This is a genomic window from Streptomyces sp. NPDC003300 (assembly GCF_040610915.1).
Classification (GTDB): Bacteria; Actinomycetota; Actinomycetes; order Streptomycetales; family Streptomycetaceae; genus Actinacidiphila.
In genome coordinates this window covers 228,041-246,331 of the sequence record NZ_JBEXNE010000007.1, presented here as the reverse complement: position 1 = coordinate 246,331, position 18,291 = coordinate 228,041, and the positions used below count along the sequence as shown (strand labels likewise).

Annotated in this window: 17 protein-coding genes and 1 tRNA gene; 7 read left to right on the top strand and 11 right to left on the bottom strand. The window is 70.6% G+C overall.

Going from position 1 to position 18,291, the window contains the following annotated elements; all coding sequences use genetic code 11:
• Window positions 1–88: 88 nt before the first annotated feature.
• Entirely contained in the window at window positions 89–1,087 is a 999-nt protein-coding gene (locus ABZX65_RS13715; protein WP_355337827.1) for a sigma-70 family RNA polymerase sigma factor, read from the bottom strand.
• Window positions 1,088–1,295: 208 nt separating this feature from the next.
• Here ABZX65_RS13715 and ABZX65_RS13710 point away from each other — a divergent pair, with 208 nt between their 5' ends.
• The 3 genes from ABZX65_RS13710 (at window position 1,296) to ABZX65_RS13700 (ending at window position 3,421) form a co-directional block, all read left to right on the top strand.
• On the top strand, window positions 1,296–1,817 hold the full coding sequence (locus ABZX65_RS13710) for an N-acetyltransferase family protein (protein ID WP_355337822.1): 522 nt from the start codon (window positions 1,296–1,298) through the stop codon (window positions 1,815–1,817).
• Window positions 1,818–1,986: 169 nt separating this feature from the next.
• Complete coding sequence (locus tag ABZX65_RS13705; RefSeq protein ID WP_355337819.1) at window positions 1,987–2,772, top strand: class III extradiol ring-cleavage dioxygenase; 786 nt, start codon at window positions 1,987–1,989, stop codon at window positions 2,770–2,772.
• A gap of 19 nt (window positions 2,773–2,791) precedes the next feature.
• A complete protein-coding gene (locus ABZX65_RS13700) occupies window positions 2,792–3,421 on the top strand; it encodes a hypothetical protein (protein ID WP_355337816.1) in 630 nt (209 codons plus the stop codon).
• 125 nt (window positions 3,422–3,546) lie between these two features.
• On the opposite strand, the gene ABZX65_RS13695 is transcribed toward ABZX65_RS13700, so the two are convergent.
• The gene (locus tag ABZX65_RS13695; RefSeq protein WP_355337814.1) at window positions 3,547–5,052 is read right to left on the bottom strand and encodes an MFS transporter; all 1,506 of its coding nucleotides are present in this window, start codon (window positions 5,050–5,052) and stop codon (window positions 3,547–3,549) included.
• A 186-nt stretch (window positions 5,053–5,238) separates the two neighbouring features.
• A complete protein-coding gene (locus ABZX65_RS13690) occupies window positions 5,239–5,856 on the bottom strand; it encodes a TetR/AcrR family transcriptional regulator (RefSeq protein WP_355338078.1) in 618 nt (205 codons plus the stop codon).
• A 317-nt stretch (window positions 5,857–6,173) separates the two neighbouring features.
• Here ABZX65_RS13690 and ABZX65_RS13685 point away from each other — a divergent pair, with 317 nt between their 5' ends.
• On the top strand, window positions 6,174–6,686 hold the full coding sequence (locus ABZX65_RS13685; protein WP_355338075.1) for a MarR family transcriptional regulator: 513 nt from the start codon (window positions 6,174–6,176) through the stop codon (window positions 6,684–6,686).
• Between the two features lie 60 nt (window positions 6,687–6,746).
• Here the strand turns inward: ABZX65_RS13685 and ABZX65_RS13680 are convergent, their stop codons facing one another.
• The 3 genes from ABZX65_RS13680 to ABZX65_RS13670 form a co-directional block, all read right to left on the bottom strand.
• Entirely contained in the window at window positions 6,747–7,544 is a 798-nt protein-coding gene (locus ABZX65_RS13680; protein ID WP_355337811.1) for an ATP-binding cassette domain-containing protein, read from the bottom strand.
• Window positions 7,545–7,622: 78 nt separating this feature from the next.
• On the bottom strand, window positions 7,623–9,209 hold the full coding sequence (locus ABZX65_RS13675) for a DHA2 family efflux MFS transporter permease subunit (RefSeq protein ID WP_355337808.1): 1,587 nt from the start codon (window positions 9,207–9,209) through the stop codon (window positions 7,623–7,625).
• A gap of 55 nt (window positions 9,210–9,264) precedes the next feature.
• A complete protein-coding gene (locus ABZX65_RS13670) occupies window positions 9,265–9,600 on the bottom strand; it encodes a hypothetical protein (RefSeq protein ID WP_355337805.1) in 336 nt (111 codons plus the stop codon).
• Window positions 9,601–9,901: 301 nt separating this feature from the next.
• Here ABZX65_RS13670 and ABZX65_RS13665 point away from each other — a divergent pair, with 301 nt between their 5' ends.
• Window positions 9,902–11,239, top strand: a complete 1,338-nt coding sequence (locus ABZX65_RS13665; RefSeq protein WP_355337802.1) for a hypothetical protein — start codon at window positions 9,902–9,904, stop codon at window positions 11,237–11,239.
• A 60-nt stretch (window positions 11,240–11,299) separates the two neighbouring features.
• Here the strand turns inward: ABZX65_RS13665 and ABZX65_RS13660 are convergent, their stop codons facing one another.
• A complete protein-coding gene (locus ABZX65_RS13660) occupies window positions 11,300–12,013 on the bottom strand; it encodes an FMN reductase (RefSeq protein WP_355337799.1) in 714 nt (237 codons plus the stop codon).
• Complete coding sequence (locus ABZX65_RS13655) at window positions 12,010–13,119, bottom strand: LLM class flavin-dependent oxidoreductase (protein WP_355337796.1); 1,110 nt, start codon at window positions 13,117–13,119, stop codon at window positions 12,010–12,012. Before ABZX65_RS13655 ends, ABZX65_RS13660 begins: the two co-directional genes overlap by 4 nt.
• A 212-nt stretch (window positions 13,120–13,331) precedes the next feature.
• Between ABZX65_RS13655 and ABZX65_RS13650 the strand changes: the two genes are divergently transcribed.
• Window positions 13,332–14,030, top strand: a complete 699-nt coding sequence (locus ABZX65_RS13650) for a type 1 glutamine amidotransferase domain-containing protein (RefSeq protein ID WP_355337793.1) — start codon at window positions 13,332–13,334, stop codon at window positions 14,028–14,030.
• Between the two features lie 73 nt (window positions 14,031–14,103).
• A tRNA-Arg gene (locus tag ABZX65_RS13645) sits at window positions 14,104–14,176 on the top strand.
• Window positions 14,177–14,323: 147 nt separating this feature from the next.
• Here the strand turns inward: ABZX65_RS13645 and ABZX65_RS13640 are convergent.
• The 3 genes from ABZX65_RS13640 to ABZX65_RS13630 all read right to left on the bottom strand — a co-directional run bounded on the left by ABZX65_RS13640 (window position 14,324) and on the right by ABZX65_RS13630 (window position 17,973).
• The gene (locus tag ABZX65_RS13640) at window positions 14,324–16,165 is read right to left on the bottom strand and encodes a VCBS repeat-containing protein (RefSeq protein WP_355337790.1); all 1,842 of its coding nucleotides are present in this window, start codon (window positions 16,163–16,165) and stop codon (window positions 14,324–14,326) included.
• A gap of 168 nt (window positions 16,166–16,333) precedes the next feature.
• Complete coding sequence (locus ABZX65_RS13635) at window positions 16,334–17,197, bottom strand: class F sortase (protein WP_355337787.1); 864 nt, start codon at window positions 17,195–17,197, stop codon at window positions 16,334–16,336.
• Window positions 17,194–17,973 carry a hypothetical protein gene (locus ABZX65_RS13630; RefSeq protein WP_355337784.1) on the bottom strand — a complete coding sequence of 260 codons (780 nt, stop codon included), beginning with the start codon at window positions 17,971–17,973 and terminating at the stop codon, window positions 17,194–17,196. Before ABZX65_RS13630 ends, ABZX65_RS13635 begins: the two co-directional genes overlap by 4 nt.
• Window positions 17,974–18,291: the final 318 nt, after the last annotated feature.

The window sequence follows — 18,291 nt, the reverse complement described above, 5'->3', positions numbered from 1 at the left end:
ATCAGGTGGTTGTGGGTGTCGCGAACAGGCCGAACCCCGGTGCGGGGGGGAATGCACCGGGGTTCGGGTCCGTGGGGAAGCGCGCCGGTCAGGCGGCTTCGTATTGGTCGAGGCCGGTCGCGCGGGCCATCCGCTTGAGGTCGGCCAGTGCGTGCTTCTCGATCTGCCGGATGCGCTCGCGCGTCAGTCCGTGCTGCTTGCCGACCTCGGTAAGGGTGCGCTCGCGGCCGTCAACGATGCCGTAGCGGGCCCGGATGATGGAGGCGGTGCGGTCGTCGAGGCGGTCGATCAGCCCGTCCAGTTCCTCGCGGCGGAGCATCACGAGCACGGAGTCCTCGGGGGACGGCGCGGCGCCGTCTTCCACCAGGTCACCGAATTCGGTCTCGCCCTCGGCGTCGACGGACATGTTGAGCGACACCGGGTCGCGGGCCCAGTCGAGGACGTCGGTGACGCGCTCGGGGGTCGAGGCCAGTTCGGTGGCGATCTCGGCGGGCTCCGCGTCGCGGCCGTGCTCGCGGTTGAACTCGCGCTGCACGCGGCGGATGCGGCCCAGTTCCTCGACGAGGTGGACGGGCAGCCGGATCGTGCGGGACTGGTCGGCGATGGAGCGGGTGATGGCCTGGCGGATCCACCAGGTCGCGTAGGTGGAGAACTTGAAGCCCTTGGCGTAGTCGAACTTCTCGACGGCGCGTACCAGGCCGGCGTTCCCCTCCTGGATCAGGTCGAGGAGCGGCAGTCCGCTGCGCGGGTAGCGGCGGGCCACGGCCACGACGAGCCGGAGGTTGGAACGGATGAAGACGTCCTTGGCCTGCTCGCCCGCGGCGACGATGGCCTCGAGCTCCTCGCGGCGGGCGTCACCGCCGGCCTTTGCGGGCAGTCCGGGATCGGCTGCGAGTATGCGTTCTGCGTAGACGCCCGCTTCGATGTCGCGGGACAGTTCCACTTCCCTGGCGGCGTCGAGCAGCGGGGTGCGCGCGATCTCGTCCAGGTACATGCCGACGAGGTCGCGGTCGGCGACTTCCCCGCCTGCGGCGCGAACGCTACTGGTCCCGCCAGCGTGACGACGGGCGACGGCACGGGTTGCCATGCGTGCTCCCTTACGAAGGTGCGGTCGGGTCTCGGTCGGACCGGGCGGTCGGGCCGCTTGCCGGATGGTTCCGTCAGGTGCGGCTCTTGCCTTGCGGTTGCCCCGTCCTGATCGGGATAACGATTGGAATCCGGACACAATTCCCATCTCGTGACCTGAATTTTGTGATCATGCAGTACCCTGTCTCGCCACACAGGGAGGCCAAAGGGTGCCGGAACGTCCAGAAGTCCAGGTCAGACCAGGTAGCGAGGGCGATCTGGCCGCTCTTACCGACATCTACAACCACTACATCCGTGAAACGTCGATCACGTTCGACGTAGTTCCCTTCACCGTCGAACAACGTCGTCCGTGGTTGCTCTCCCACCCGAAAGACGGCCCGCACCGGCTCTTGGTTGCTCACTTTCCCGGCCCGTCGGGACGAATCCTGGGTTATGCGACCAGCAGCCCCTTCCGGCCGAAGGCCGCGTACGCGACGTCGGTGGAGACGACGATCTATCTCGCGCACGACGCGGGCGGGCGCGGCATCGGCACGCTGCTCTACACGGCGCTCTTCGAGGCCCTCGCGGAGGAGAACCTGCATCGCGCGTACGCGGGCGTCACGCTGCCGAATGCGGCGTCGCTGCGGCTGCATGAGCGTTTCGGCTTCCGGCCGGTCGGGGTGTACGAGGAGGTCGGCCACAAATTCGGCGAGTACCACGATGTGGCGTGGTTCGAGAAGCGCCTGGGCTGACGCCGGCCTCGCACGCTGATACGCGCGGACAGCGCGACACGTGCGGACACGTGCGGACACGTGCGGACACGTGCGGACACGTGCGGACACGTGCAGCTTATTTGAAGGTTCAAGCATATGGGGTTACGGTGGTGCTCCCGTACGCTTGAAACTTCAAGGAGGGTGCGCGATGACCACGGCAACCCCGGAGCGCATGCCCGCGCTCTACCTCTCGCACGGCGCCCCGCCGCTCGCCGACGACCCGGTGTGGCCCGCAGAGCTGGCGGCCTGGTCGGCCGACCTGCCGCGCCCCAAGGCGATCCTGATGGTCTCGGCGCACTGGGAGGAGGCCCCGCTGGCGATCGGCGCGACCACCACCGTCCCCCTGGTGTACGACTTCTGGGGCTTCCCCGAGCACTACTACCAGGTGCGGTACGCGGCGCCCGGCGCGCCCGCGCTCGCCGACTCCGTACGGAAACTGCTGCGCGGCGCAGGTAATCCCGTGCAGGACGTGCCCGACCGCGGTCTCGACCACGGCGCGTACGTACCGCTGGTGGAGATGTTCCCCGCCGCCGACATTCCGGTGCTCCAGGTGTCGATGCCGACGCTCGACCCGGAGAAGCTGCTGGACATCGGACGCAAGTTGGCGCCGTTGCGCGACGAGGGCGTGCTGATCGTGGGCAGCGGATTCTTCACGCACAATCTGGCGGCGCTGCGCAACGCGGGTCCGCGGCCGCCGAGCTGGTCGGCGGAGTTCGACGACTGGGGTCACCGGGCGTTGGCAGCCCAGGACGTGGACGCGCTGCTGGACTTTGAACACACCTCGCCCGCCGGGCGGTTGGCGCACCCGCGGACCGAGCACTTCGCCCCGCTGTTCGTTACGCTCGGCGCCGCCGAGTCCGAGCTCGGCAGCCAGCGCAGCATCATCGACGGTTTCTGGATGGGGCTCGCCAAGCGTTCCGTCCAGTTCGGCTGAACAGGGAGACCCCACGCTCATGCAGAAACGACGCATCGGGATCGGCGTGGCCGTAGTGGTCAGCGCCGTGACGCTGGCCGCCTGCGGCTCCGGCTCCAGCTCCGCCAGCGGCAAGGGAGCGAGCGACACGGCGACGACTACCGCGGGCGGCGGTGACAGCAAGCCCGCGGCCAGTTCCGTCTCGTGGCCCGCGCCCGCCGACGCCTCCGCGCAGGTCAAGGCGGCGGGGCTGCCGATGCTCGGGCAGGAGGGGCAGGTGCTGCACATTCACAGTCACCTGGATGTGTTCGTGGACGGCAAGGCCGTCGTCGTGCCCGCCCTGATCGGCATCGACGAGGCGAAGCAGTCGATCAGCCCGCTGCACACGCACGACACCAGTGGCGTCGTGCACATCGAGTCGCCGGTGCAGGCCGACTTCACGCTCGGCGAGTTCATGACCGAGTGGAACGTGCCGCTCACGAAGGACACGCTCGGTTCGCTCAAGACCGGCGGCGGCAAGGAGCTGCACGTGTACGTGAACGGCAAGGAGCAGACCGGTGACCCGGCGGCGATCAAGCTGGGCGCGCACGAGGAGATCGCGCTCGTGTACGGCGCGCCTTCGGACAAGGTGACGGTGCCCAGCTCGTACAAGTGGCCCGAGGGGCTCTGACGGCCGCCGCGCGGGGCTGCGTATGGAATGACGAATGACCAACGGCAGGGTCCCGCCTCGTGCTTCACGAGGCGGGACCCTGCCGTTTTCACGCGCTCACCCCATCGGGTGAGTGCCGTGCCGGGTCAGTGTGCGATGACCGGGATCGGGATGTCCTCGAAGTCGCCTTCGGCGACCCTCTCTCCGGTGTTCTGGACGCCCGCGTCGACCAGGACGAAGGCCAGGACGGCGGAGAGCACCAGGATGGCGGTGGCCCAGTAGATGGCGACCGAGTAGCCGTGGACGGCGGCCTGGTTGACGAACAACTGGTTCTTCAGGTCGGCCGGGCTCTTGGCGTGCGAGCCGATCCACGTGGTGGTGGCGCTGGCCGCGAGGGTGTTCAGCAGGGCGGTGCCGATGGAGCCGCCGACCTGCTGCGAGGTGTTGACCATGGCGGACGCGACGCCCGCGTCCTCGGGGCGCACACCGTGCGCGGACAGGCTCATGGCGGGCATGAACGCCGTACCCATGCCGAGGCCCATCAGGACCAGGCCGGGCAGCAGGATTTCGGCGTAGTTGGAGTCGACCTTGATCTGGGCGAGGATGCCCATGCCGACGGCGGCGACCAGGAAGCCGGGCGCCATCAGGAAGCGCGGCCGGACCCGCAGCATCAGCCGCGTGCCGATCTGCGTGGAGCCGATGACCATACCGCCGACCATGGGCAGGAACGCGAAGCCCGACTTGAGCGCCGAGTAGCCCATGACCTGCTGGAGGTAGTAGGTCAGGAACAGGAACAGGCCGAACATGCCGATGATGGCGAGGCCCAGCGACAGGTAGACGCCGCCCCGGTTCCGCTCGGTGATGACGCGCAGCGGCAGCAGCGGGGCCTTGACGCGGCTTTCCACAGCCACGAACGAGGCGAGCAGCACCACGGAGGCGACGAACAGGCTGATGGTCACACCGGACGACCAGCCGTCGGACTCGGCGCGGCTGAAGCCGTAGACGAGCGCGACCAGGCCGGTGCTGGCGAGGACCACGCCGGGGATGTCCAGGCGGTTGCGGTTGCGGCCTTCGGCGGGTTCGCGGATGAAGGCGATGGCGCCGAGGACGGCGGCGACGGCGAAGAAGATGTTGACGAACAGCGCCCAGCGCCAGTTCAGGTACTCCGTGAGGACACCGCCGAGGATGAGGCCGACCGCGGCGCCGGCACCGGCGATGGCGCCGTAGATGCCGAACGCCTTGGCGCGCTCCTTGGCGTCGGTGAACATCACCGAGATCAGGGACAGCGCGGCGGGCGCGAGCAGGGCGCCGAAGACACCCTGGAGGGCGCGGGCGCCGAGCAGCATCGCCGTGTTGACGGCGGCGCCGCCGAGCGCGGAGGCCGCGGCGAAGCCGAGCAGACCGACGATGAAGGTGTTCCTGCGTCCCCACAGGTCCGCGATCCGGCCGCCGAAGAGCAACAGGCCACCGAAGGCGAGGGTGTAGGCCGTGACGACCCACTGGCGGTTGCCGTCCGAGATGCCGAGGTCGGCCTGGGCGGAGGGAAGTGCGATGTTCACCACGGTCGCGTCGAGCACGACCATGAGCTGAGCGATGGCGATGAATATCAGCGCTGTCCAGCGCTTCGGATCGGGCAAGCGTGTTTCAGGCATAACTGATCTCACTAATGGATGCGGAGTGACAGGACGTGGGGACGTGTGTCATCGAGCAGGCGCCGGACGATGCGGATCGTGGTCCGGGATCCGGTCGCGGTGTTCATCGGTCGAGCGGCCGAGAACTGCGCTTCGGTAAGTCGGCGAACTTCCCTACGTTATCGCCCGGTTCATGGGCGTTGCGAACTATTTGTTTCCGGCTTTGAGGTCCTCCAGGGTGGCCGCCGTCCCGACGAGTACGGATCCGGCGGGGGCGCGCAGCCCGTCGAGGAAGAGCTGCAGGTGGCGGTGGACGAAGCGGTCGAAGCCCATGCAGCCGGTGCCCGGCAGCGGCCGGGTGAGCTGCGTCAGGGCGACCATCAGGTCACCGACGGCGATGTCGGTACGGAGCAGGCCCGCGCTCTGGGCGCGTTCCATGATGGCGTTGACCGACCGCTCCAGCCGTTCCATCTGCTGGGTGACGGCGGGGTCCTGGCGGTCGAAGGCGTCCGACAGCATCGGGCACAGCGCCCCGATCCGCTCTTCGGCCGCCTCGAAGACGAAGCGGCGCAGCGCGGCGAAGGCGTCGGGCTCCTGAGCGAGGGCGTCTTCGGCCCGCTCGGCGGTCGTGGCCATGACGGTGAGCGTGACCTGGCGGATCAGTTCGGCGCGGTCGGTGAAGTGCCGGTAGAGCGTGGCGTTGCCCACTCCCGCGCGGCGCGCCACGTCGTCGAGCGGCACGTCCGGGCCGAACTCCACGATGGCCTCGCGGGCGGCGGCGGCGATGCGCTCGCGATTGCGTGTGGCGTCCGCGCGCAGCCGCACGGCGCGCGGCCTGGTGCTGCTGGTGGTTGCGGTGGCGCTGGTCGTACCAACAGTGTCGAGGCTCACGGCGGGCGGCTCCTTCCGATCGATCCACCGGTCGTTCACGGGGGTACGGGCCCCGTCGTTGAAACGGACAAGCACTCCCCGTTTCGCGGTCACCTGGTCTAAACGGGGACCGCGTCCCCGGATATTTCCCGTCACGCTTGTGACCTGCGTCACGCTATTGGCGGGGTTGGCGGGAGGCTTCACCAAAGAGGCGTCCGGTCGTACGGGCCGGACGCGCCCGGTCGCGGACCGACGGCGGGACACGCCAATTTATTGAAGCTTCAAGAAGTGCACGTACCATGAACGCCATGACATGGCTGACCGAAGACGAGCAGGCGACCTGGCGGGCGTTCCTGCACGCCACGACGTTGCTGGAAGACCACCTCGACCGTCAGCTCCAGCGCGACGCGGGCATGCCGCACATGTACTACGCGTTGCTCAGCACGCTCTCCGAGACGCCCGGCCGCAGTATGCGCATGACGGAGCTCGCCGAGCGCGCCAAGATCACCCGTTCCCGGCTGTCGCACGCCGTCGCCCGCCTGGAGGGGAACGGGTGGCTGCGCCGCGAGAACTGCCCCTCCGACCGCCGCGGGCAGATCGCGGTCCTCACCGACGCCGGTTACGACGAGGTGGTGCGTACGGCGCCCGGTCACGTCGCCGCCGTCCGCTCCGCGATCTTCGACCGGCTCACTCCCGAGCAGACGGCGCAGCTCGGGGAGATCTCCCGCGTCATCGCCGAGGGCCTGCACCAGCCGGACCGCGCGGACCTGCCCTGGCTGCGCTGAAACGGTCGGTCACCGACCGCGGGAGCGTCAACCTCGCGCCCGTGAAGTCACCCCATACGGTCAGCGCCGCCCGGAGCGGGCGAGCCACCGTCCCTCGTGCCTGCTGACCTCGATCGGCCGCCCGAAGCATTGGGTCATCGACTCGGCCGTGAGCACCTGCCGCGCGGTCCCCGAGGTCAGCACCCGTCCTTCCTTGAGCAGCAGTACGTGCCCGATCGCGGGCGACAGCTCTTCCAGGTGGTGGGTGACGGTGATGGTCGCCAGACCCGTACGGGTGAGCGCGAGGCGGTGCATGGCGTCGATCAGGTCCTCGCGGGAGGGCAGGTCGAGCGCGTTGAAGGGCTCGTCGAGGAGCATCAGTGCCGGGTCGGCCATCAATGCCCGCGCCACCAGAACGCGGGCCCGCTGACCGCCGGAGCAGACCCCGTACGCACGGTCCGCCAGATCCTTGATCTCCAGCTCCGCCAGCAGCTCGTGCGCGCGCTCGCGGACCTCGTCGTCGTACTTGCGCCACAGCGGCTGCACCGTGCCCGTGTGGCCGGTCAGGACGACGGTGTGGGCGGTGGCGTCGAGCGGCACCTTCTGTGAGGACGACACCAGGCCGATGTGCGCGCGCAATTCGCGCATGTCGACACGGCCGAGACGGTGGCCGAGCACGTCGACCGTGCCGGAGGTGGGATGCATGAGGGCGCCGATGAGGCGCAGCATCGTCGTCTTGCCCGCGCCGTTGGCGCCCAGCAGCGCCCAGTGCTCGCCGGACCGTACGGTCCAGTTGACGTCGTCGAGGATGACCTGGCCGGTGGTGAAGCGGCGGACGCTGACGGCGTCGAGAGCGGCCACGACGGTGTTGGCTGTCATGACGGCACGGTAGCTGTATCCGCCACCTTCACGCCCCGGGATTCCACGATGTGAGCGGCCGTGCGCGAGAGGGAGGCGTCACATATGTGCGGCGGGCGGGGCGTCGGGTTCGGCGTCACCTGGTGCGGGCGAATCGTCGGGCAGCGTGCTGGGCTGCGCCAGGGCGCGCGGCTTGCCGCGCCGGTAGAGGAAGGCCGTCACCACGGTGCCGACGGCGAAGAAGCCCGCCGCCCACCAATAGGCGGTCGAATAGCTGTGCAACTGGGCCTGTGCGGCGACGGCGGGAGTGTTCTGCTTGCCGACCACGTAGCTGGCGGCGGCGCTGGTGGCGAGGGTGTTCAGCAGCGAGGTGCCGACGGAGCCGCCGACCTGCTGCGAGGTGTTCACCATGGCGGACGCGACACCCGCGTCACGCGCTTGTACGCCCGCGGTGGCGAGGTTCATCGCCGTGGCGAAGATCGAGCCGAGGCCGAGGCCGAGGATCAGCAGCGGCGGCAGTACGTGCGCGGGATAGGTGCTGTGCAGGTCGAGCGCGGTCAGCCACGCCATGGCGACGCCGGCCAGGGCCATGCCGGTCGGCACGATCGGCTTGGCGCCGAAGCGCGGCACCAGCACATTGGTGGTGGTCACCGACGTCACCACCATCACGGCGATCATCGGAAGAAAGGCGAGTCCGGTGGAGACCGGCGAGTAGTGCAGGCTCTGCTGGAGGTAGTACGTCAGGAACAGGAAGACGCCGAACATCCCGCCGCCGGAGATGAACATCGCCAGGAACGACGCGCCCCGGTCCCGGTCGGTCACCACCCGAAGCGGCAGCAAGGGGTGCGCCGCACGGCGCTGCCAGGTGACGAAGGCGAGCAGCAGGACGACGCTCGCCACCAGGAAGCCCCAGGTCTGCGGCGAGCTCCAAGGGTGCTTCTCGGCGTTGGAGAAGCCGTAGACGATGCAGAACAGGCCGGCCGACACCAGGGCGGTGCCGGGGATGTCCAGCTTGGGACGGTCGGGCAGGGTGCCGCCTTGCAGCAGTCGTACGCCGCCGATGAACGCGATCGTGGCGAAGATCAGATTGACGTACAGACACCAGCGCCAGTCGAGGTATTCGGTCAGCACACCGCCGAGCAGCAGACCGACGGCGCCGCCCGCGCCCGCGATGGCGCCGTAGATGCCGAACGCCTTGGCGCGCTCCTTGGGGATGGTGAAGGTCGTGGTGAGCAAGGAGAGGGCGGCGGGGGCGAGCAGGGCGCCGAACATGCCCTGGAGGGCGCGGGCGGTGACCAGTACGCCGAAGTTGGGGGCGGCGCCGCCGATCGCGGAGGCGAGCGCGAAGCCGGTCAGGCCGATCAGGAAGACCCTCTTGCGGCCGACCAGGTCGGCGAGACGGCCGCCGAGCAGCAGCAGCGAGCCGAAGGCGAGGGCGTACGCCGTCACGATCCACTGACGGTTGCCGTCGGTGAAGCCGAGGGCCGTCTGGGCGGAGGGCAGCGCGATGTTCACGATGGTGGCGTCGAGGACCACCATGAGCTGCGCCAGGCCGATCACGCCGAGCACCCACCAGCGGTGGGAGGGGGTGCCGACGACACTGCTGCGGCCCGGCTTCCCGTCGGGCTGTGGGCCGCCGCCGAGGCCGGCGGCGGAAGCGGAGGTGTCCGGGCTGCTACGGGCCATGACGGAGTTCTCCCTTGGCGCGACCACCCCCCGGGAACTCCACGCTAGGCGCAGCTCAGCGGCCTCGCCACGCGGGAAGCCGTCGCCCGGACGGCGCAAGGGCCCTGGACAGTGCCGAGGAGCCGCCGCGGTCCGGTCCCCGTACCGGAACCGCGGCGGCTCCTCCGTCTTCGGTGTCGGTCGTCGCGTCCGCGGCGGTGGTCGCCCGCAAGGCCCTGGAGTCCACCGCGACCGCCATCGGACGACCGTCCCGGGTGGCGATGACGGTCACGGAGTGGTCGGCCGCTCCGCGGTCCGCGGTGGCGGCGTGGGCGGGCGTCGTCCGCGCGGCCGGGAACCGCACGGCGGTGGCCGTGCCTGTCCTGTCCAGCAGCAGACGGGTGGTGATCACGCGGTGCGCCCTTCACGAACCTGACCGCCGCGCGACCCGCGCTTCACCGGGTCTGCGGCACCGACACAACGATCAGTAACCGCCCATCCCATAGGACTAACGCGTCGTCACCCGAATGGCGCGACCCAATGAGCGCGACCGCGTGCGCTGAGGTAGCGCCGCACACCGTCACACACCGCGCGAAAGACGATTTAGCGACAACCCTGACGTACCAACTCCGCGCGCGCACCCGCCCGGCTGCACGTTCCCTGAGAGGAACGGGCCCGGTCGGGCGGCACTCGCACAGGCAGGGGGTACGTGGATGGCGGCGACCGCCGACGGACCCGCCGCCGGGGACGGCGCGTCAGGGTCGGGACCGTTGGGTGACGACGAGCGCGCGGAGTTGACGGCTCTGCGGGCGCGGTTGGCGGTGACGCGATCGCGGCACCGGGTGCGGTCGTTCTTCTCCGCGCTGCTCATCACACTGGCCGCGGTACTGGCTCCGCTCGGCGCGGTGGCGGTGTGGGCCGCCGACATCGTCGGCAACACCGACCGCTATGTGGCGATGATGGCGCCGCTCGCCGACAACCCGCAGGTGCGGAGGGCCGTCACCGATCAGGTGACGGCGGCCGTCATGGACCGGATCGACCTCGACTCGCTGCTGTCGAGCGTGGCGCCCTCGGATCTGCCGGGGGTGAAGGCGGCGCTGGGCGGGATCAGCGGCCCGATCACGTCGGGGGTGACGGATTTCGTGCACGGCACGGTGGCGACGTTCGTGTCGAGCAGTGCCTTCTCGACGATCTGGGAGGAGCTGAACCGGAGGGCGCACGCGACGGTCGTCGACGCGCTGACCGGCAGTAACGATTCGGCGGTGCAGGTCGAGCACAACACGGTGACGCTCGATCTCGCGCCCGTGGTGGCCGGGGTGAAGCAGCAGTTGGTGGACCGCGGGTTGAAGGTCGCCGGGCGGCTGCCCGACGTGCACACCGACTTCACGTTGCTGAAGTCGGACGAGATCGGGCGGGTGAAGACCGGTTTCCGGGCGCTGCAACTGGCCGGGGACTGGCTGCCGGTGGTCACCGTCGTCGTCGCGGGCGCCGGGGTGCTGCTGGCTGTACGGCGTCGCCGCGCGTTGGTCGCCGCCGCGCTGGGTGTCGCGGCGGGGGTGGCCGTGCTCGGCGTCGCGCTCGCTCTCTTCCGCACCTTCTACCTCGACCACTTGTCCCCCGATGTGCACCATGCGGCCGCCGCGGCGATCTACGACCAGGTGGTGCGGTTTCTGCGGGCGAGCGTTCGGATGGTGATCACCCTGGGGGTCGTGGTGGCGCTGGGGGCGTGGCTGAGCGGTTCGGGGCAGTGGGCGGTACGGGTGCGGTCGATGTGGGAGTCGGGGATCGCGGCGGTGCGGGAGGCGGCGGGGGTGCGGTCGACCGGGCCGGTGGGGCCGTGGGTGGACCGTTTCCGCGTCTGGCTGCGGTGGGTCGTCGTCGCGGTCGCGTCGGTGGTCCTGGCGCTGTGGCCGTATCCGACCGGCATGGTGATCTTCTGGATCGCGTTGGTGACGGTGGCGGGGCTCGCGGTCATCGAGTTCCTGGACGAGCGTCCGGCCGTTGATACGACCGGCGGGGGTGAGCGCGGATCCGGGGCGTTGACGTCGTAGTTGACGCCGTCGTCGGGTCCCTCGCCCCGGCTCCGTCGCACGGTCACTCTTGTGGCGCCGTCACCCTTGCGCGCCGAGTGCCGCCAACTGCTCGGCGAACGGCACGACCTCGTCGTCGGCACCGGCGCCCATACCGGCGTCCGTCGTCGCGCGCCCGCCCGGCGCTGGGCGGGACGGTCGGGAGGTCATCAGGGCGGCGAGTTCGGCTCCCGCGCGGTCGATGCGGGCGGCGAGGGTGCCGTCGACGGCGCTGGTCCCGTTGCCGTTGCCGTCACCACTGGCGCTGCCTGCCGTGCCCCAGTCCTCGGAGGCCGCGTATACGGCGGTCGGTACGACGATCGCGCGCAGGTAGGCGAACAGCGGGCGCATGGCGTGTTCGAGGACCAGGGAGTGGCGGGCGGTGCCGCCGGTGGCGGCGGCCAGCACCGGGGTGCCCGCCAGTGCATCTTTGTCGACAATGTCGAAGAACGACTTGAACAGGCCGCTGTACGAGCCGGTGAACACCGGGGTCACGGCGATCAGGCCGTCGGCGTCGGTCACCGAATCGATTGCGTCGCGCAGATAATGCGCCGGGAAGCCAGTGAGCATGTTGTGCGCGATGTCGTTGGCCAGGCCCCGCAGCTCGATGACCCGTACGTCCACGTCCACGTCACCGTCGATGTGGCGGCGTACTGCCTCCGTCAGCCGGTCGGCCAGCAGCCGGGTGGACGACGGCTGGCTGAGACCGGCGGTGACGACGGCGAGCCGGCGTCGCTCGATCGGGTGGTGCGTCATGCCCGGGCCTCCAGGACTTCGTCGGCGGTGTCGGCGTCGCGGCGGGCGAGCAGCGAGGCGTGGGTGGGGGCGTCGGGCACCTCGGCCGGGCGGCCCTTGGCGAATTCGGCGCGCAGGACGGGGACGACCTCCTCGCCGAGCAGGTCGAGCTGTTCGAGGACGGTCTTGAGGGGCAGACCGGCGTGGTCCATGAGGAAGAGCTGGCGCTGGTAGTCGCCGACGGCGTCGCGGAAGGTCAGGGTGCGTTCGATGACCTGCTGCGGGGAGCCGACGGTCAGCGGCGTCTGCTCGGCGAAGTCCTCCAGCGACGGCCCGTGCCCGTAGACCGGGGCGTTGTCGAAGTACGGCCGGAATTCCCGTACCGCGGCCTGCGAGTCGCGGCGCATGAACACCTGGCCGCCGAGGCCGACGATGGCCTGCTGCTCGGTGCCGTGGCCGTAGTGCGCGAAGCGGCGGCGGTAGAGGTCGACCATCTTCTTGGTGTGTTCCATGGGCCAGAAGATGTTGTTGTGGAAGAAGCCGTCGCCGTAGTACGCGGCCTGCTCGGCGATCTCCGGGCTGCGGATGGAGCCGTGCCAGACGAACGGGGGCACGCCGTCCAGCGGGCGGGGCGTCGAGGTGAACGACTGGAGCGGCGTACGGAACTTGCCCGCCCAGTCGACGACGTCCTCGCGCCACAGCTTGTGCAGCAGCGCGTAGTTCTCGACGGCGAGCGGGATGCCCTGCCGGATGTCCTTGCCGAACCACGGGTAGACCGGCCCGGTGTTGCCGCGGCCCATCATCAGGTCGACGCGGCCGTCCGCCAGGTGCTGGAGCATCGCGTAGTCCTCGGCGATCTTCACCGGGTCGTTCGTGGTGATCAGCGTGGTGGAGGTGGACAGCACGATGCGCTCGGTGCGGGCCGCGATGTAGCCGAGCATGGTGGTGGGCGAGGACGGCACGAAGGGCGGATTGTGGTGCTCGCCAGTCGCGAAGACGTCCAGGCCGACTTCCTCGGCCTTCCGCGCGATGGTGACCATCGCCTTGATCCGCTCGTGCTCGCTCGGCGTCCGTCCGTTGGTCGGGTCCGTCGTGACGTCGCCGACCGTGAAGATCCCGAACTGCATCACACCCACCGTCCTGTCGCACTCACCCTGTTTGGTTGAGCATTCAACATCCCGAACATTCCGGCCACCTTACCTATTCCCCTGACCCCGCCGCACCCGGCCCCCCGCCTCACCCGGCCCCCCGCCGCACCCGGCGCGAGCCCCCGCCTCGGCGTACGTTGGAAACGCCCGCCCCACCCGCCCCCAGCGACACGGAAGAGAGAGCCACCTCCATGGCAAGGATCCTGTTCGTCCTGACCGGAGCCACCCACTGGACGCTCGCCGACGGCAGCGCGCACCCGACCGGCTTCTGGGCCGAGGAGGCCGTGGTCCCGTACCGGGTCTTCACCGAGGCGGGCCACGAGGTCGTCGCCGCGACGCCGGGCGGGGTCGTACCGACGGTGGACCGGGGAAGCCTCGCGCCCGAGTTCAACGGCGGCGAGGAGGGCGCGGCGGCGATGGCGGCCGAGCTGGCCGGGATCGCCGCCTTCCAGCACCCCGTGAAGCTGTCCGACGTCTCGCTCGACGACTACGACGCGGTCTTCTACCCCGGCGGCCACGGCCCGATGGAGGACCTGTCGGCCGACGCCGTGTCCGGCGCCCTGCTCAACGCGGCCCTCGCCTCGGGCAAGCCGCTCGGCATCGTGTGCCACGCGCCCGCCGCGCTGCTCGCCACCGCCACGGGACCCGGCGGCGCCTCCCCCTTCGCCGGTTACCGGCTGACCGGCTTCACCAACGTCGAGGAGACCCAGGCGGGCTTCGCTGACAAGGCCCGCTGGCTCCTCCAGGACCGGCTCGTGCAGCTCGGTGCCGACTTCCAGGAAGGCGCGCCCTGGGCGCCGCACACCGTCACCGACCGCAATCTGCACACCGGTCAGAACCCGGCCTCCGCCGGTCCCCTGGCCGCCGAGATCCTCAAGACCCTCGGCTGACGAACCGGCCTTCCGCCCCGCCCCCGGGCCCCCGACCGGCCACCGTCGACCCGCTACACTGGCGCCTGTCCCCGCCCCAGTAGCTCAGGGGATAGAGCACAGCTCTCCTAAAGCTGGTGTCGCAGGTTCGAATCCTGCCTGGGGCACACCGGAAGTAGCAGGTCACAGCCATGAGAGGCCCTCCCGTTGTCGAACGGGAGGGCCTCTTTGGCCGTGGAAGTCGGCACGGGGGCCGCTCGGAGACCGCACGGGGGCCCCACGGAGTCCGCACGCCCCCGAGGGGACCCGGCCGGTCAGCTCATGTTGTTATACGCGTTGCCCGTGTGGGCGTCGGAGATCGCGCGGGGGGCGAAGGGGCGGGCGGGGTCGCCGGTGCCGGAGTAGAGGTAGACGGTCTTGGTGGCGGCCCGGTAGGCGAAGAGGTCGGCCTTGCCGTCGTGGTCGACGTCGCCGGCACTGGTGAGCTGGGAGTACGTCTGCCAGCCGGAGCCGATCCGGGTGCGGCGCTCGAAGGTGCCGTCGGACTTGCCGAGGTAGAGCCACAGCACGCCGTCCTTGTCGCGGGCGACGAGGTCGCCCGCGGGTCCGCCCGCGAGGTCGCCGACGGCGGTGAGCTGGTCGTAGCCGGTCCAGCCCGTGCCGACGCGCACACGGGGCTCGAAGGGGCGGGCCGCGCTGCCGGTGCTGCGGTAGAGCCAGAGGGCACCGGTCGTGTCGACCGCGACGAGATCCGGGCGGCCGTCACCGGTGAGGTCGCTGCCGCCGGTGAGATGGGTGTACGTCTGCCAGCCGCCGCCGACGCGGACGCGCGGGGTGAGACCGCCGTCCTCGCGGCCCGAGTAGAGCCACAGGACCCCGTCCTTGTCGCGGGCGACGAGTTCGGGAAGGTAGTCGGGGCTGTTCGTCCCCGCGATGTCGCCGACGGTCTCGAGCTTGTCGTAGATCTGCCAGCCGCCGCCGATCCGCGCCCGCTGGCGCCCGTCGGCGGCGCTGTCCCGCCACAACCCGCCCGAGGCGTCGCGGCCCAGCAGGTCGGGCAGGCCGTCGTTGTCGAAGTCGTGCAGGGCGGAGGTCGGGGTGCCCGCGTGCGCGAGGAGCCGCGCGAACGGCCGGCCGTTCGGGTCGAGGGCGACGCGGAAGACGCCCGCGCCCTGGGCGGAGTCGCTGCCCTGGACGATTCGCGCGGTGCCGTCGGGGACGGCGTACGAGGCGTCGGCGCGGTCGAGGAAGGTGACCTTCTCGCCGGTCCCGACACGCAGGGCCGTCGTCCCGTACGTCACCCAGTCGCCGAGCAGGCCGATGGTCAGGTCCGTACCGGCTTTCACGCCCGGCACGGGCACCGCGGTGTCCGCGCCGGTGGTCCGGTTGCGGACGACCACCCGGAGCGTGTTCGCGGCGGTGTCGTCCTCGATCCAGGCGAGGCGGTTGCCGGAGATCACCGGATTCCGCGCCTGCCGCGGGTAGGGGAAGGTGAGGGTGGCGGTGGCCAGGTCGATCAGGCCGAAGCGCCGGTCGCTCTCCCCGGTCCCGGTGGGGACCAGGCCGTGGGTCGCGTCGCCCGGCCGCACCCGCCCGTAGTCGGTCCCCTCGGGCAGGCCCTGCACGGCGCGGTTCGCCCCGTCCGCGGTCTCGACCCACAGCTTCGTGGCGCCCCGGACGAACAGCGCCCGGCCCGCGACGCCCCCGTAGAGGCTGTCCAGCCCGTCGTCGACCGTCCGCAGCGCGAAGGAGGTGCCGGTGGGCATGTCCAGCACGCGGCTCCCGGACGTGTCGCTCGTGGTGGTGACGGTGTCCCCCGAGATCTCGGCGATCCCGTTGGCGGTGTCGAAGCGCAGGTCGCGGACCGGGCCGGCCCCGTACGGGGTCCAGCGGAGCTTGCCGTCGTCGCCGTCGTGCGGGACGTACGTCCAGAAGCCCTGGGTGCCCGCGGACGCCAGCGTGGCGCCGGGCGTCATCGGGAGCAGGCCGCTCACCCCGGATGTCGCGGCGGACGCCCGCGTCGCACCCGCGGAGGCGGAGGTGGTGGCGGTGGCCGTGGTGGTCAGCGAAACCGCGCCCAGGGTGACGGCCAGGACGGTGGCGGTCGCGGCGACGAGACGGCGGCGCCCGGTGCGGAGGGAGAGCGGGGAGACCAAGGAACGTTCCTCCTGTGCGTAACGGGGTGGGACACCGCCCTTGGTGTCCCACCCCGTCCGACAGCCGACCCGTCGGGTTGGTTGTGCTCTGCGGTCAGATGATCAGAGGAAGTCAATACGGCGTCGTGCGGGTGAAGTTGGGGACACCCCGGTCTCCGTCGGCCGTTCTCAGGTCGCGAGGTGGGCGAAGACCACGGTGTTTCCCTCGTAGGAGTGAGTGCGCGCGTTCCAGTCGGAGCAGGTGATGAGGCGGAGTTCGGCGTCCGCGGTGTTGCCGTAGACATCGAGGGTCGGGAACCGGGCCTTCTCGTAGGAGCGGACGGCGTCGACGGTGAAGACGGCGACTTTGTGGTCGGCGCGGGTGACGCGGATCTGCTGCTCGGGCTTCATCGCGCCGAGCCGGTAGAAGACGGCGGGGCCGGTCTCCTTGGAGTCGACGTGGCCGAGGATGACGGAGGGTCCGGTCTGGCCGGGGGCGGGCGAGTTTCGGTACCAGCCGGCGCGCAGCGGCTTGGAGGGGACCTCCAGGCTGCCGTCCTTGTTGAGGCCCAGGTCCAGCAGGTCGGAGTGGACGCCGATGGCCGGGATGTCGAGGGCGACCGGCTTGGACGCGGGCAGGGTGCCGGGCCGGGTGGGCGTCGGACCGGCCGCTTCGGCCGAGGCGGCGCCGCTCGGCGGGGCGGGCATCGCGGCCATGTCGTGGCCGGACATCTCGTGACCCGACATGTCGTCGCGCGGTGTGCTTCCCGCGACGGCCGGGCCCGGCTGCGGCGGCGGGTTGCCGCCGCCCCCGGTGGTCCCGGCGAGTACGGCGGTGACCCCCGCGGCGACGCAGGCCACCGCGAGGACGACGAGCATGACCGCCGTACGTCGCGTGCGGCCCACACGGGCAGTGCGGCTGGCGCGGAGGGTACGGCCGGTGCGGCCGTCGCCGGTCGTACGTACGGTGTCGTCCGTACGGCCGGTCTCGTCCGTACGGCCGGTCTCGTCGTCCGGGCCGTCCTCGTGCGCGGCGGCGGCGTCGTCACTCATCGGGTCGTGACGCCCCTGCGGCGCAGGGCGAATCCGCCGATGCCGAGGCCGACCAGGGCGGCGGCGCTGCCGCCCGCGACCATGCCGGTGTGGATGCCGCTTCCGGTCTGCGTGGCGCCGTCACCGGTGTCCGCGCCGCCGCCGGGCATCGAGGTCATCTGGGAGACGTTGAAGGCGCCGCAGAGGGCGGGGTCGGTAGCCTCGGCGGGCAGGGTCTTGTCGAGTTCGCTCGCGCCGAGCACGTTGTCGTACGTGCCGTTGCCGTTGTAGTCGATGCCGTGCACGACCAGGACGGCCTTGCCGGACTTGAGGTTCGCGGCGACGTTGTCGGTGACTTCGAGGGTGCGGCTGTACTTGACGCTCGAACCGGCAGGGAAGCGGTCGACGGCCAGGGCGCTCTTGGGGGTGCTGTCGCCGCTGGTGGTGAGCGAGGTGCCGATCATGCCGTAGTCCTTCATGGCGTCGGCGACGTTGATCGAACTGTGGCCGTTGTGGTCCTTGGCCTCGGACGGCTTGGGACACACACCGGCGCCGTCGACGTGGATGTGCATGGCGTGCGGGGAGCCGCCGCCGACCAGGCCCGACGCGGTGACGGTGATCTTCGCGGTGTTGCCGGAGAGCTGGATCATCGCCGTACCGCTGCCCGTGACGTGGTTGGCGGTGATCGGGTCCAGCGACGCCTGGTACGTGGTCCAGGGGACGTCGGTGTCCGTCGGTGCCGCCCACGCCGCCGCCGGGAAGGCCAACGGGACTGCGGCGACTGCTATCGCGGTCACGACACGTGCGCTGGTGGATCGCATGGGGGTGCTGCCCTTCACTCGCGGATCCGCGGAGTCGGCATGGCGTCGGCTCCGCGACCGGAGGCGGGTGCCTCCGCACTGGCATTCGGAGCGGTGGGGGGCGCGGATTGGTACGGGTGTGCCCATGACCTCTTTACGGCGGTACCTCCGCGTCCGGGCATACGGACATATCGCATACGTATGTCCGTATGCCCGGGGAGAGCCGGAGCGCCGTGCGCCGCGCACGACATGACGCGCCGTCAACATCGGCACCACCGCCAAGCCGGACGGCGCACCCCTGGCATCCGTATCCGC

What these genes read in the sequence shown, in the direction of transcription:
- ABZX65_RS13715 (WP_355337827.1), bottom strand. Translation starts at nt 1,087, where the DNA reads ATGGCAACCCGTGCCGTCGCCCGTCGTCACGCTGGCGGGACCAGTAGC.
- ABZX65_RS13705 (WP_355337819.1), top strand. Translation starts at nt 1,987, where the DNA reads ATGACCACGGCAACCCCGGAGCGCATGCCCGCGCTCTACCTCTCGCAC.
- ABZX65_RS13700 (WP_355337816.1), top strand. Translation starts at nt 2,792, where the DNA reads ATGCAGAAACGACGCATCGGGATCGGCGTGGCCGTAGTGGTCAGCGCC.
- ABZX65_RS13695 (WP_355337814.1), bottom strand. Translation starts at nt 5,052, where the DNA reads ATGCCTGAAACACGCTTGCCCGATCCGAAGCGCTGGACAGCGCTGATA.
- ABZX65_RS13680 (WP_355337811.1), bottom strand. Translation starts at nt 7,544, where the DNA reads ATGACAGCCAACACCGTCGTGGCCGCTCTCGACGCCGTCAGCGTCCGC.
- ABZX65_RS13675 (WP_355337808.1), bottom strand. Translation starts at nt 9,209, where the DNA reads ATGGCCCGTAGCAGCCCGGACACCTCCGCTTCCGCCGCCGGCCTCGGC.
- ABZX65_RS13665 (WP_355337802.1), top strand. Translation starts at nt 9,902, where the DNA reads ATGGCGGCGACCGCCGACGGACCCGCCGCCGGGGACGGCGCGTCAGGG.
- ABZX65_RS13660 (WP_355337799.1), bottom strand. Translation starts at nt 12,013, where the DNA reads ATGACGCACCACCCGATCGAGCGACGCCGGCTCGCCGTCGTCACCGCC.
- ABZX65_RS13655 (WP_355337796.1), bottom strand. Translation starts at nt 13,119, where the DNA reads ATGCAGTTCGGGATCTTCACGGTCGGCGACGTCACGACGGACCCGACC.
- ABZX65_RS13650 (WP_355337793.1), top strand. Translation starts at nt 13,332, where the DNA reads ATGGCAAGGATCCTGTTCGTCCTGACCGGAGCCACCCACTGGACGCTC.
- ABZX65_RS13635 (WP_355337787.1), bottom strand. Translation starts at nt 17,197, where the DNA reads ATGAGTGACGACGCCGCCGCCGCGCACGAGGACGGCCCGGACGACGAG.